Here is a 13740-nt window from a genome sequence, read left to right as displayed (position 1 = left end):
CATGACCAGCGAGGCCCAGGCCGTCACCAGAACCGTCGCGGAAGTCCCGCTCGCCCGCCGCTTCGGCGTGCTCTGGTGGGGCGCTCTACTGGCGTCGGGAGCGCTCGTGCTGCTCCTCGGCTACACGCTGGTCTCGGTTACGCTCGTGGGAGTCGGAGTCTGGGGCATCAACATCCCGTTCGTCTGGGGCTTCGACCTGATCAACTACGCCTGGTGGATCGGCATCGCCAACGGCGCGAGCCTCTTCGCGGCCATCCTGGTGCTGCGACGCCACGATCTGCGCACGGCGGTGAACCGCTTCGCGGAAGGCGTGGCGTTCTTCGCGGTCATCTGCGCGGGGATCTTCCCGATCATCCATCTCGGGCGCCCCTGGCTGTTCTACTGGGTGTTCCCGTACCCGGCGACCTTCGAGGTCTGGCCGCAATTCCGCAGCACCCTGACCTGGGACTTCTGGGCGATCAGCACCCATGCCATCGTCACCAGCCTGCTCTGGTATGTCGGTCTCATTCCAGATCTCGCGACCCTGCGCGACCGCGCCCGGAGCAGGAACGTCAAGCGCCTCTACGGCGTCTTCGCCCTCGGCTGGCGCGGATCGGTGCGGGACTGGGCCTATCATCAGCGCGCCTATCGCCTCGTCGCGATCCTGGTGCTGCCCCTGATCCTCATCATGCAGAGCACGGTGGCGTTCGAATTCGCCGTGACCCTCGTGCCCGACTGGCACGAGACGCGCCAGCCGCTCCACTTCGTCGCCACGGGCCTTGCGCAGGGATTGTCCATCGTTCTCCTCGTCGCCGTGCTGCTGCGCTGGGGGCTGCGGCTGGGACCGTATATCGACGAGGGCGACATCGACCTCCTGGGCAGGCTCGTCCTCGCGAGCGCTCTTGTGTCGGCCTATCTCTATGTCGACGAGATCGTCGCGGCGCTCCTCGCTGACGGGATCGCCCAGGAAGCCACCTTCAACCGCCTGACGGGCGACTATGCGGGCCTCTACTGGACGGCCATCGTGTACAGCATCCTGATCCCGCAGCTCCTCTGGCTCAAGGCCGCGCGCCGGAGCACGCTCGCATGCGTCTTCGTGGGCTTCTCCATCGGCGTCGGCATCTGGTTCGACCGCTTCTCGATCATCGTCGGCGGGCTCCAGACCGATTACTTGCCGTCGATCTGGCGCACCTACAGCCCAACCCTTGCCGAGACGGGGCTCTTCCTTGGAACCATCGGATTGTTCGCGGCCCTCCTGCTGCTCTTCGTGCGCTTCCTGCCCGTGGTCTCCATGTTCGAGACCCGCCATGACGAACATGAGGAGAAATCGTCATGACGCAGCGCCCGTACGGCCTCATGGCCGAGTTCAGGACGCCGGATGACCTGATGCACGCCGTCAGGGCGGCGAGACGCGCGGGCTTCACCAGGATCGATGCGTTCAGCCCCTTTCCGCTCCCCGACCTCGCCAATGAGCTCGGCATCCGCACCAGCATCATCCCCTGGATCGCGTTCGTGGCGGCGCTGATCGGCGCGGGACTCCAATACGGTTCCCAATACTGGATGAACGCCGTCGACTATCCCCTGAATGTCGGCGGACGCCCCCTCAACAGCTGGCCGACCTTCATCCCGTCGACCCTGATCGTCGCCATCCTCTGGGCCGGGGCCGCGACACTGCTCGGCCTGCTCGCAATCCTCCGGCTGCCCCGGCTTCATCACCCGGTCTTCTCCGTGCACGGCTTCGAGCGGGTCACCAACGACCGCTTCTTTCTCTGTGTTCTGGGCGAGGATCCGCTGTTCGACGGCGAAGCCACACGGGATTTTCTGCAAGGGCTGTCGCCGCAGGCAGTGCGGGAGGTTCCCGCATGAGACTAGCTCTCGTCCTCCTCGCGACCGGGCTTCTTGCGGCCTGCGACAGCGGCACGGAGGAGCGCGACGGGGTCGCGTCGACCCGCGCCGTCCAGCGGCCCTATACAGCTGTTCCCCCTGGCGTCGTGCCTCAGGGAACGGCGGCCAGGAAGGCGGCGCTTGCAGCCCCCGGGCCGGAGGTGACGCGGGAACTCCTGGCGCGGGGCGAGGAGCGGTTCCGGGCCTTCTGCGTCCCGTGCCACGGCGAGAGCGGGCGCGGTGATGGAACCATCGTCTCACGCGGCTTCCCGCCGCCGCCGTCCTATCACGAGGAGCGGCTTATCTCCCTGGCGCCGGAGCAGATCGTTCAGGTGATCACTCATGGCAAGGGCCGGATGTACCCCTACGCGGATCGCGTGCTGCCCGAGGAGCGTTGGGCCATCGCGCATTACGTAAAGGACCTGCAGGCTCGGGGAACAGGTTCGTCTTCCGATCAGGGGACGGTAAGGCCATGAATACGATGGAAGTCTTCTACATCGTGTTCGTCGGCCTGACGGGACTGGCGATGGGCTCTCTCGTCGTGCTCATGCTCGGTCATCTCATGAGCGAGCACTGGCTGGCTCCCGTGCGCAGCGAGATCGAGGCGACCGCCCTCACGCTGCCGTTGCTCCTGCTTCTCGGCATTCTGCTTGCATTCGGGCTCCAACAGGTTTTCCCATGGGCCAGTGGGAGGGGAGATCTGCCTCCCCTGAGGGCGGCCTTTCTGAGCCCGGTCTTCTATCTCCTGAGATCCACCGTCTATCTGGGGATCTGCGTCGCGTTGGCGTTCTGGCTGACCCGAACCCGTCATGTCCGCCGCGCGAGCGCCATCGGACTGGCTTGCTTGATCCCCGTCATGAGCTTGTCGGCCTATGACTGGGTCCTGTCGCGCGAGCCGCATTGGTGGTCGAGCCTGTTCGGGTTCGCGTTCGGCCTGAGCGAGGCCCTCGCGGCGCTCTCTATCGCCATCCTCGTGACCCTGCTCAAAGTGGAGCCCGCTTCTCCGATGCGCCTGAAAAGCCTGGAGCGCGCGCTGCTGACCCTGGCGCTGCTCTCGGTCTGGACATGGTTCGCGCAGTTCCTGATCGTCTGGCTCGCCAATCTCCCGCAGGGAGCGGAATGGTACGCGCGGCGCTCGGATCCCGAGAGCCTCGCCCTTGTGGCGGTCTCTTACGGCCTGATGCTGGCCGCGATCCTGGTGCTGGTTCCGTCCGGCGTGAGCCGGATCGGCATGATCGTCGGCAGCGCGCTCGCTCTGCTGCATCATGGAACCCATTTTGTCTGGATTCTCCAACCGAAAGGCAGGCCGTCCTGGATCGACCTTGGCCTCATGGTGGGCCTTGTGGGCCTCTGGGGCATCGCTCTCGCGCTCGTGATGCGCCGACGCCCCACCTACGCGGAAGAAGCCGCCACGGAGCCCTGAGGCATCGAACGCAAAAGCGGGAACCGTCTTGTGGGTAAAGATGGGGAAACAGAGTCTTAGAGCATTGGGCGTGAATTCAGATCCACGTCCGATGCTCCGGAATGTCGATCCTTTGAAGCGCGCCAGCAGCCTGTTCGACACAAATTCTATCAAGGCAAGACGCAGACAAATGTCTTCCGAGGATCTGGTTCGTCGAGGCTTGCCGAGCCGTCCAGACGGCCGCCATCCTGACGCCCAGTTCATCCGCGATGTTTACCGAAACTGGTCATGCCATCGCGCTGGTCCCGCACAGGAGGAGGAGAAGCCTGTCATGTCGAGATTAGCAATCGGGGTTGTGTTGACATTGGTCGCGACCGCAGCCAACGCTCAAGGTGCGCCGTCCGGACAAACGCATGCTCCGGCAGCCACGAGCAGGGATGGAACACAGCCTTTCCTGTTCGATGGACGGATGAAGGGTGATGGTATCCGGCGGGGAGCGCCCGTGGACAAGCGGCACTCCAGTGCCGGCGCCATCGTCGTGCAGCCGAAAGCGAGCCAGCCTGAGCGCGAATGACAAGGCGGGCAACCGGGTCCGCACGATGCTCCAGGTTTTTGTTTTCTCGCATCTTTACACGCAAAACCGGTTCCTGCTTTTGCGTCCAATGCTCTAGGTTTTTGAATCAGCGCCCGAGGTCTGATGAGGAACGATGCGCCGCGTGCGGGGCTCCGTCTCCGATGGCCGAGGTGCCGGTTGAGGAAGATCCGCCGTCGTGTCCTCCCGTCCACGGAGCGGGAGAGGCGGATCGGGGGGATAAACCGGGTTCCCGCCTGAGCCGAGGGTGTAGAGATAGCTGGCGACATGGCGGGCTTCCAGCTCCGTCAGGCCCTGCGCGGGCATCCCTGTCCGGGGCTTGAGCGCCACGGGATCGACCAGCCATGCGATCAGGTTCTGCGGCGTGTTCGGGAGAAAGCCTGCGAGCAGATGCTGCTGTGCGTAATCGCGCAACTCGGGGCCGACCTTGCCTCTGGCGCCTCTCACGCCGCTGATCGTGTGGCAGGTCCCGCAGCCATAGGCCTGTATCAACGCCCGGCCTCGGCCGGGATCGCCGCCTGCGATCCGCAACGCGGCCGCCTGCTCCGGCTGATCGCTGCAGGAGGGCAGACCGGCCAAGGCGGGGACGATGGCGATGCATAAAAGTACGTGCCTGTTCATGGGCTCTGCTTGAGGATATCCGACGAGCCAACCGGCAGGCGCATTCTCCGTTCCAGGCGGGGCGTCGCATGGTGAGCCGCTTCGCTCGTGCATGGCTCTCTGTGGGATGTTTTGCGGGAACCAAGTCTCACGGCCAAGCTTATCCGTTCAATGCATGCATGACCCATGTAGGGCGGATGGCTCTGGAAACGACACCGCACGGCCTCCCTTGGCGCTGCACGGCGATGAACCGCGCGGCGGTCTTCGTGTGTGCGTTGTCGCTTGCGGGCTGCAGCGGCGTGCAATCGGCCCTCGACCCGGCCGGGGGCGATGCTCTCCGGATCTACTGGCTCACCCTGATCATGACTTTGGGCGGAACGCTCATCTTCCTCCTCGTGACCGGGCTTCTGCTCTATGCGATTTTCGCCCCGCCCGAGCGGCGAGCCTGGCTTGGTCGCCGCAGGACCATCGTGGTCGGCGGGCTCGCCTTTCCCATCGTGGTTTTGTCCGGGCTTCTGCCCTATGGGCTGATCGTCATGCGCGACACGGACGTGCCGATGCCGGGCGCGCTCCAGGTCGCGGTGACCGGCGAGCAATATTGGTGGCGGGTGAAGTATCCGGAGGAAGGTGCAAGACCCGAATTCTCCACCGCCAACGAACTTATCATTCCTGTCGGGCAACCCGTGACCGTGACGGTGACCGCCGCCGACGTGATCCACAGTTTCTGGATCCCGAACCTGGGCGGCAAGATCGACATGATCCCGGGGCGCATCAACCGCCTCAGCTTCACGGCGGAGCGCCCCGGAATCTATCGCGGTGTCTGCGCGGAATTCTGCGGCGATCAGCATGCGCGCATGGCCTTCGACGTGGTGGCGCTGGAGCCCGCGGCTTTCGATGCTTGGAGAGCCGCGCAGGCGAAGCCCGCGCGGGAGCCGGACCTGCCATCTCTCGTTCGTGGCCGCGATCTGTTCCGCGCCGCCGGATGCGGATCCTGCCACGTGGTGCGCGGGACGGAGGCCGACGGGGCATTCGGGCCGGACCTGACCCATGTGGGAAGCCGACGCACCATCGGGGCAGGTCAGTTTCCCAACAATGTCGGCACGCTCGCCGGGTGGATCGCCAACACGCAGCACATCAAGCCGGGCGTGCGGATGCCGTCCTACGGCTCGTTCACGGGTGAGGAGCTTCGGTCCTTGGCGGCTTATCTGGAGAGCTTGAAATGAACGCGCCCGAGCGCTCCGAAGCCTTCGACGAGCGGGAGCCCGCGCTTCCCAATCCGCTGCCGCGCCCCGCGGGCGAGTTCGAGGCGCTCAAGAAGGCATGGGAAGCTCCGCGCGGCCTCAGCTTCATCACGGCCGTCAACAACACCTATGTGGGCCTCTGGTATGTCGGCACGGCGTTCCTGTTCTTCATCCTGGCGGGAATCCTCTCGCTGATCATGCGCGTGCAGCTCGCGGCGCCGGAGAGCGATTTCGTCGGGCACGATCTCTACAACCAGCTCTTCACCATGCACGGCACGGTGATGATGTTCCTCTTCGCCGTGCCGGCCGTGGAGGCGGCGAGCGTCTATCTTCTGCCCAACATGCAGGCGGCCCGCGACCTGCCGTTCCCGCGCCTCTCGGCCTATGCCTTCTGGGCCTATTTCGTCGGCGGCCTGGTGTTCTTCTGCACGATCTTCTTCGGCCTCGCCCCGAATGGCGGCTGGTTCATGTATCCGCCGCTCACGGGCTCCAAGTACTCGCCCGCCGACAATGCGGATTGGTGGCTTCTCGGCATCGGCTTCATCGAGATCTCGGCCATTGCGGGCGCCATCGAGATCATCGTCGGCGTGATGAAGACCCGCGCGGTCGGCATGAGCCTCGACAGGATGCCGGTCTATTCCTGGGCCATGCTCGTCTTCGCCGTCATGATCGTCATCGGCTTCCCGGCGATCATCCTCGGCACCTTGCTGCTCGAGATGGAGCGCGCCTTCGACTGGCCGTTCTTCATCGCCGAGAGGGGCGGGGATCCGCTTCTGTGGCAGCACCTGTTCTGGTTCTTCGGCCACCCGGAGGTCTACATCATCTTCCTGCCCGCCACCGGCATGGTGTCGATGATCGTGCCCGCCATGGCGCAGACGCCGCTCGTCGGCTACCGGCTGGTCGTGCTCGCCCTGGTGGCCACGGGCTTCCTCTCCTTCGGCCTGTGGGTGCACCACATGTTCGCCACGGGCCTGCCGAAGATGTCCTTGAGCTTCTTCTCCGCCGCCAGCACGGCGGTGGCGGTGCCGAGCGGCATCCAGGTCTTCGCCTGGATCGCCACCATCGCGTCGGGCCGCATGAAGCTCACGACGCCGTCGCTCTTCATCATCGGCTTCCTGTTCATCTTCACGCTCGGTGGCCTCACCGGCGTAATGGTCGCCATGGCGCCCTTCGACTGGCAGGCGCACGACAGCTATTTCGTGGTGGCGCACCTGCATTACGTGCTCATCGGCGGCATGGTGTTTCCGCTCTTCGCAGCCTTCTATTACTGGGTGCCGGTGGCAAGCCAATATGCACTCTCCGAGCGGGTCGGGCGCTGGGTGTTCGGCCTCATGTTCGTCGGCGTCAACGTGACCTTCCTGCCGATGCACGTCACCGGCCTCATCGGCATGCCCCGGCGCGTCTATACCTATCCGGTCGGCATGGGATGGGACGCGCTCAACCTCGTCTCCACCATCGGGGCCTTCATGATCGCCGCCGGCGTCGCGCTCTTCATCGTCGACTTCGCCCGCAGGTTCAGGATCGCTCGGGACGAGAATGCCGGCAACGTCTGGAATGCCGGCACGCTCGAATGGCTGCCGAACGCCAACTACAACACCCGCAGCATTCCCGTCGTCGCCAGTCGCGACCCGCTCTGGGACCAGCCCAACCTGTCTAAGGACGTGCAGGACGGACGCTACTACCTGCCCGGAACCGCCACCGGCGGACGCGAGACGCTGGTGACGAGCCCCTTCGATGCGCAGCCGCAATACATCCTCCAGGTTCCCGGCCCCGGCTGGCAGCCCTTGCTCGCCGCGGTGTTCACGGCCGCGTTCTTCCTGCTCCTCACCGTCAAGATGGTGCTCCTGTCGGCGACCTGCGGCGTGCTCGCGGTCGCCTGCGTGATCTGGTGGCTCTGGGACACCGATCCGGGACCGGTCCGCCCGCCCGCCGACATCGGCGGCGGGATCGTCGTTCCCGTCTATGCGACCGGATCCATGAACCATTCCTGGTGGGCGATGATCGTCCTGATGGTCGTCACCGGGATGGTCTTCACCTGCCTGATCTTCTCCTATCTGTTCCTGTGGCTTGTGAACCCCGCCGCATGGCCGCCGCAGGGCACCGCATTGCCCGATGGGATCAGCCCCTTCGTCTCGGGAGCGCTCTACATCGTCAGCGCCGTCCTGATCGCCTATGCCAGCCGGATGTTGAGGGGCGAGGATCGTCGCAGCCCGCGATCCGTGCCGGTGCTGATCGCCGTGGCGCTCCTGCTCGTCGGCGGAGCCGCGGCGGCGGATCTCCGGGCGCAATGGCAGACCGGTCTCAGTCCCTCGGTCCACGCCTACGGGGCCGCGGTCTACGGCATCGTGTCCCTGCAGATCTTCTTCGTGCTGACGACGCTGATCATGGGCCTCTACACCATCGCCCGGTGGCTCGCGGGCAGGCTCGACAGCGTCCGCCGGACGACTTTCGACAACATGATGCTGTTCTGGTTCTACACGGTCGGCCAGGGACTGGTCGGGCTCGCTCTCGTCCACGGGTTCCCGCGTCTGACGGGAGGCGTCTAGCATGAGCGGGCGGCGGACGGGACAGGTTCTCCTGATGCTGGCCGGACTCATCGCCTGGGCGGTCCAGTTCACGATCATTTATGCCGTGACGTCCACGCTATGTGGCCGCGAATGGGCCGATGCGACGATCATCGGTGTGGGAAGCGTCCACGCCGTTGTCCTGCTCACGACGATCGCAGCCCTTGGCGTCGCGGCCTTGTCTTTGCTCCAGTCACGGCGCGTCCATGGGAGGCTGGGAGAGACGGCTGCCGCACCCGACCGCTTCATCAGCCAGGCCGGGATGCTGATCAGCGGTCTCTCGCTCGTCGTCATCCTATGGCAGGGCATACCCGCCTTCATCCTTCCGGCTTGCGCGTGATGCGCCCGATAAATGAGGTCCGACCATGATCGACTGGCAGGAGATCTTCATACCCTCTCACTCCGTCCTGGAGACCGTCGTGCGCGGGACGATGATCTACATCATGCTGTTCCTGATCCTGAGATTCCTGCTCAAGCGCCAGACCGGCGTGATCGGCGTCGCCGACCTTCTCGTGATCGTCCTCATCGCCGATGCGTCGCAGAACGCGATGGCGAGCGAGTACAAGTCGGTCACGGAGGGGATCGTCCTCGTTCTCACCATCGTGTTCTGGAACTATGCCATCGACTGGCTCGGCTTCCACTTCCCCGCGTTCCAGCGCCTCACACGGCCGCCGCCGCTGCTGCTGATCGAGAACGGCAAGATGCTGCCCAGGAACATGCGCCAGGAGATGATCACGACCGAGGAGCTCAACAGCCAGCTGCGGGAGCAGGGCATCGAGCACTGCTCCGAGGTGAAGCGGGCCTATATCGAGGGCGACGGCACGATCAGCGTCATCCGGAAGGACAAGGAGGACGTCGGGGGAAAGACCGAGTCCATGAAGGGGGCGCTCTGAGACCTCAGACGATGCCGCCACCGCCGCCGGCGACGGCGGGACGCTCCTCGGCGATCCTTCGGCGGTAGCCGCTGGCCCGATAGGCCGCGATCGGATCGACGGCGCCTCCGGCCTGCAGCCGCGCCATCGCCAGGATCGGCTCGACATCGGTGCGGTAGGCGGCCTTCAGCGTCTCGGATGCCATAAGGGCGTCGTTGTCGTCCTGATAGCCTTCGAGGGCTTTCCGGTTCACGAGAAGCGCCTGAGCATAGGCGCGGCGGATCTCGTTGGCGCTGCGGATCAGGCTCTCGATGGGATCAGTCACGTTGTGCGACTGGTCAATCATATGGGCGGGGTGAAAGTTCTCGGCCCGGCGGTGCTCCGCATCCACCAGCTCGTTGAACACGAGGAAGAGCCGATGGGGATCGATGGCGCCCGCGTCGAGATCGTCGTCACCGTACTTCGAATCGTTGAAATGGAAGCCCCCGAGCTTCCTGAACTGGATCAGGCGGGCGACGATCATCTCGATGTTCACGTTCGGCGCGTGGTGCCCGAGATCGACGAGGCAATAGGCCTTGTCGCCGAGCTCCGTGGCGATCAGGTAGTTGGTGCCCCAGTCCTGCACGACGGTCGAATAGAAGGCCGGCTCGTACATCTTGTGCTCGGAGAAGATGCGCCAGTCTTCCGGCAGGCGCTGGTAGATCGCCTTCATGGATTCGAGATAGCGCTCGAAGCTCCGGGTGAAGTTCGTCTGGCCCGGGAAGTTGGACCCGTCCCCGATCCAGACCGTGAGCGCCTTGGACCCGATGGCCTTGCCGATCTCGATGCATTCGATGTTGTGCTCGACGGCCTGCCGGCGCGTCGCGGCATCGGTGTGGCTCAAGGAGCCGAACTTGTAGCTCCTCTCCTGGCCGGGCGCATCGGAGAAGGTGTTGGAGTTCATGGCATCGAAGCCGAGACCCAGCGCATCGCCATGCGTCTTGAGCCGTCTCGGGTCGTCGACCTTGTCCCAGGGGATGTGCAGAGATACCGTCGGCGTCGCTCGGGTGAGCTGGTGGATCACCGCGCAATCGTCGAGCTTGTCGAAGATGTTGCGCGGCTCGCCGGGACCGGGAAAGCGCGCGAACCGGGTGCCGCCCGTGCCGACGCCCCAGGACGGAACCGCCACGAAGAACTCACACACCTTGCCGGTGACTGCATCGATGTCGATCCCGTCCCGCGCGAGCCTGGCGCCCAAGGCCTCGTAATCCGCCTTCAAGGCGCCCATGCGCTTCTCGTTGTCGTCGGAGACGGTTTCTCCCGCAATCCTCTGTTCGGTCATGGCGTCCTCCCTGGTGCTAGAGGTGCTTCCACGCAAATGGAAGCACCTCCCTTGCTTGCTTTGCCGCATTTTTTGACGGTGAACCGGGTCCACTTCACCGAAAAATGCTCTTGGCCTATCGCGTGAACGACGTCGCGTTGCCGGCATCCACGTTGATGATGTTGCCCGTCGATTTCGCGGACAGATCGGAAGCGAGGAAATAGATCGCCTCGGCGATATCCTCCGGGAAGACGTTGAGCTTCAGCAGCGAGCGCTTGCGGTAATGCTCCTCCAGTTCGTCGACGGCGAGCTTGGACGAGGCGGCGCGCTGCTCGCGCCATTCTCCCGTCCAGATCTTGGAGCCGCGCAGCACCGCATCAGGGTTCACCGTGTTCACGCGGATGCCGGCTTCCGCGCCCTCCAGCGCCAGGCAGCGGGCGAGGTGGATCTCCGCCGCCTTGGCGGTGCAATAGGCGGAAGCGTTGGGCGATGAGGCGAGGCCGTTCTTCGACGAGACGAACACCACGTTGCCGCCGAGCTTCTGGCGCCGGAACAGGCGGAAGGCTTCGCGCGAAACGAGGAAATAGCCGGTGGCGAGAATGTCGATGTTCCGGTTCCACATGGCCAGATCGGTGTCTTCCACGGGAGCCGAGGAAGCGATGCCCGCATTGGACACGAGGATATCGATGCCGCCGAATTCGACGCTGGCCTCGATGAAGGAGGACAGGACGTCCGGCTCGCTCGTGACGTTGAGCCTCACTCCGCGCACCGAATCCTGACCGAAGCGCTTGGAGAATTCCTGGACCGTAGTGGCCAGGGATTCCTCGTCGATATCCGCCAGAACCACACAGGCGCCTTCCCCCACCAGCCGCTCGGCCGTGGCGCGTCCGATGCCCCCGGCGCCGCCGGTGATGAAGGCCACCCGACCGGCGAGGCTCTTCGGCCTCGGCATGCGCTGGAGCTTGGCTTCCTCGAGCAGCCAGTATTCGATGTCGAAGGCTTCCTGCTCGGGAAGTCCCTGATACTCGGACACCGAGGAGGCTCCGCGCATCACGTTGATGGCGTTGACGTAGAACTCGCTCGCGATGCGCGCCGTCGCCTTGTCGCGGGCGAAGGACAGCATGCCGACGCCGGGGATCAGGAAGATCACCGGATTGGGATCGCGCATCTTCGGGCTGTTCGGATGCTTCGACTGCTCGTAGTAGCGCGTGTAGTCGGCGCGGTATGCCTCGAGCGCCGCATCGAGGCCGGCGAGAACGGCGTCCACGTCCGGGGATTTCGGGTCGAAATCGAGCACGAGCGGACGGATTTTCGTGCGCAGGAAGTGATCGGGGCAGCTGGTGCCGAGCTGGGCGAGTGGCTTCAGGTCGGCCGAGTTGACGAATTCGAGCACCGCATCCTGGTCGTCGAAATGACCGAGCTTGCGCTCCGCCTGTCCGATCCTGCCGCGGATCTCCGGCATCAGGCGCGCGGCGATCCTGCGGCGCTCGTCCCGCCCGAGACTGGACGCGACGGCTCCGCCGAAAGCCGCTTTGCCTGCGGTCCGCTCCGCGAACCATTGAATGGCCTGATTGATGATCCGCAGGGTGAGTGCGTAGCATTCCTTGGCGTCGTCGGCCCAGGTGAAGAGGCCATGGCTTTCGAGCACCACGCCCTTGGCGTTGGGATTGGCCTTGGCAAAGGCTTCGAGGTCGAGACCGAGCTGAAAGCCCGGCCGACGCCACGGCAACCATCCGATTTCCTCGCCGAAGATCTCCCGGGTCAGTTCACGGGAGTTCCTGGACGCTGCGATGGCGATGATCGCGTCCGGATGCATGTGATCCACATGCTTGTACGGGAGGAAGCCATGGAGCGGCGTGTCGATCGAGGCCGCGCGCGTGTTCAGGTTGAAGGTGGCATGGGGCAGGAAGCCGACCATGCGGTCTTCGTCCTCGACACCCTTGTAGAGGTTCTTCAGAGACCGCAGCTTGTCCATGTAGAGGGTGGCGAACCCGTCGAGCTTGATCGTGCCGACGTCTCCGCCCGAGCCCTTGACCCAGAGCACCTCGACCGTCTCGCCCGTCAGCGGATCGGTCTCCATCACCTTGGCCGACGTGTTGCCGCCGCCGTAATTGGTGATCCGCTTGTCGGCGCCAAGCAGGTTGGAGCGGTAGAGAAGGAGGCCCGGCTCATCCAAGGCGGCAGCCTTGGCGTCATCCCACTGATTGTCGAGGAGTTTGACGGCTTGGGTCGCGGTGTCCACGGTTTCCTCCTGTCCGCTCACGGGGCGCAGACTGCCCCGGATTTGAGCGAAAGGTGGCCGGAAGCCCCCATCATGTCAACCATATTCAATCAAATCTGATCAATAATGATCATGATACGAAGGTGGTATGTCGATCTTGATTGACTGTGAGCGGTTCGGTGCGCAGTCTAGGGCGATAACTTGCGTGACCCTGAAAGGTATTTGATCCTTCCGATCATTGTCGATCGACCTTGTTGAGGAACCATGCACGAACGTGAAAGGCACCGGATCATCCTGAGCGCCGTCCAGGAGAAGCCGGTTGCGACAGTCCAGGATCTCGTGGAGCTGACGTCCGCGTCGGAGGCCACGATCCGCCGCGATATTGCGGCCCTGCACGTTCAGGGGCGCCTGCGCCGGGTTCGCGGCGGGGCGGAGGCTCTTCATCCGGCCCAGATCGGCAGCCTCGCGGCCAAGCCGTTCCGGGTGTCGGAGGGCGAGAACCTCGCCAAGAAGCGGGCGATTGCGCGTGAGGCCGTGGCTCTTTGCACGGAGGGGGACGCCATCATCATCAATGGCGGCACCACGACGTTCCAGATGGTGCATTACCTGACGACCCGGCGGCTGCAGATATTCACGAACTCGTTCGCCATAGCCGAGCATCTCGTGAAGCATTCCAAGAATCAGGTGATGCTGCCGGGCGGCGCGATCTACCGCGATCAGAGCATCATTCTCTCGCCTTTCGAGAACGACGTGACGCGGAATTTCTATGCGCGCCGGATGTTCATGGGGGCTCAGGGTGTCGGCGGGCTCGGCGTCATGGAGCAGGATGCCCTGATCATCCAGGCCGAGCAGAAACTCATCAATCAGGCGGACGAGCTGGTTCTGATGGTGGATTCCACCAAGTTCCAGCGCCGCTCCAGTCTCATTCTCTGCCCGCTCGAGCGTGTCTCGACGCTGATTACCGACGACGCCATCCCGGATTCGGCCAGGACCATGATCGAGAATGCAGGAATCAAGCTGATCGTCGCCGGAACGACGGCGGCAGATCGGACTGAGGAATCCTCATCGGCCGCCTGAGAGCGGCC

General features: G+C 64.4%; 12 protein-coding genes. 9 read left to right on the top strand and 3 right to left on the bottom strand.

The features are described from left to right. Window position 1 precedes the first annotated feature (1 nt). The 4 genes from nrfD to U0023_RS01540 are packed head-to-tail and all read left to right on the top strand — an operon-like array spanning window position 2 to window position 3286. A complete protein-coding gene (nrfD, locus tag U0023_RS01555; RefSeq protein WP_009764117.1) occupies window positions 2-1315 on the top strand; it encodes an NrfD/PsrC family molybdoenzyme membrane anchor subunit in 1314 nt (437 codons plus the stop codon). Beyond that, entirely contained in the window at window positions 1312-1845 is a 534-nt protein-coding gene (locus U0023_RS01550) for a DUF3341 domain-containing protein (RefSeq protein ID WP_009764118.1), read from the top strand. Before nrfD ends, U0023_RS01550 begins: the two co-directional genes overlap by 4 nt. Then, a complete protein-coding gene (locus U0023_RS01545; protein WP_009764119.1) occupies window positions 1842-2339 on the top strand; it encodes a c-type cytochrome in 498 nt (165 codons plus the stop codon). Before U0023_RS01550 ends, U0023_RS01545 begins: the two co-directional genes overlap by 4 nt. Beyond that, on the top strand, window positions 2336-3286 hold the full coding sequence (locus tag U0023_RS01540; RefSeq protein WP_009764120.1) for a hypothetical protein: 951 nt from the start codon (window positions 2336-2338) through the stop codon (window positions 3284-3286). The genes U0023_RS01545 and U0023_RS01540 overlap by 4 nt, the downstream gene beginning before the upstream one ends. A 646-nt stretch (window positions 3287-3932) precedes the next feature. On the opposite strand, the gene U0023_RS01535 is transcribed toward U0023_RS01540, so the two are convergent. Continuing rightward, window positions 3933-4478 carry a c-type cytochrome gene (locus tag U0023_RS01535; protein WP_009764122.1) on the bottom strand — a complete coding sequence of 182 codons (546 nt, stop codon included), beginning with the start codon at window positions 4476-4478 and terminating at the stop codon, window positions 3933-3935. A gap of 158 nt (window positions 4479-4636) precedes the next feature. On the opposite strand from U0023_RS01535, the gene coxB reads away from it, so the two are divergent. The 4 genes from coxB to U0023_RS01515 are packed head-to-tail and all read left to right on the top strand — an operon-like array spanning window position 4637 to window position 9155. Next, window positions 4637-5680, top strand: coding sequence for a cytochrome c oxidase subunit II (gene coxB / locus U0023_RS01530; RefSeq protein WP_245272997.1), 1044 nt, complete (start codon window positions 4637-4639; stop codon window positions 5678-5680). Further along, window positions 5677-8244, top strand: a complete 2568-nt coding sequence (locus U0023_RS01525; RefSeq protein ID WP_009764124.1) for a cbb3-type cytochrome c oxidase subunit I — start codon at window positions 5677-5679, stop codon at window positions 8242-8244. The genes coxB and U0023_RS01525 overlap by 4 nt, the downstream gene beginning before the upstream one ends. A gap of 1 nt (window position 8245) precedes the next feature. After that, the gene (locus U0023_RS01520; protein ID WP_009764125.1) at window positions 8246-8602 is read left to right on the top strand and encodes a hypothetical protein; all 357 of its coding nucleotides are present in this window, start codon (window positions 8246-8248) and stop codon (window positions 8600-8602) included. A gap of 25 nt (window positions 8603-8627) precedes the next feature. After that, window positions 8628-9155, top strand: coding sequence for a DUF421 domain-containing protein (locus U0023_RS01515; protein WP_009764126.1), 528 nt, complete (start codon window positions 8628-8630; stop codon window positions 9153-9155). 4 nt (window positions 9156-9159) lie between these two features. Here U0023_RS01515 and rhaI read toward each other — a convergent pair whose 3' ends face one another. Both rhaI and U0023_RS01505 read right to left on the bottom strand, forming a co-directional pair. Next, a complete protein-coding gene (gene rhaI, locus U0023_RS01510) occupies window positions 9160-10455 on the bottom strand; it encodes an L-rhamnose catabolism isomerase (protein WP_009764127.1) in 1296 nt (431 codons plus the stop codon). A gap of 115 nt (window positions 10456-10570) precedes the next feature. Beyond that, window positions 10571-12676: a bifunctional rhamnulose-1-phosphate aldolase/short-chain dehydrogenase gene (locus U0023_RS01505; protein WP_009764128.1), complete on the bottom strand. Its 2106-nt coding sequence runs from the start codon at window positions 12674-12676 to the stop codon at window positions 10571-10573. 243 nt (window positions 12677-12919) lie between these two features. Here U0023_RS01505 and U0023_RS01500 point away from each other — a divergent pair, with 243 nt between their 5' ends. Next, a complete protein-coding gene (locus U0023_RS01500) occupies window positions 12920-13732 on the top strand; it encodes a DeoR/GlpR family DNA-binding transcription regulator (RefSeq protein ID WP_009764129.1) in 813 nt (270 codons plus the stop codon). Window positions 13733-13740: the final 8 nt, after the last annotated feature.

This window comes from Microvirga lotononidis (assembly GCF_034627025.1).
In the GTDB taxonomy this organism is placed as follows: domain Bacteria; phylum Pseudomonadota; class Alphaproteobacteria; order Rhizobiales; family Beijerinckiaceae; genus Microvirga; species Microvirga lotononidis.
The sequence above is the reverse complement of the archived record's forward strand: the minus strand, read 5'-3'. Positions and strand labels throughout refer to the sequence as shown.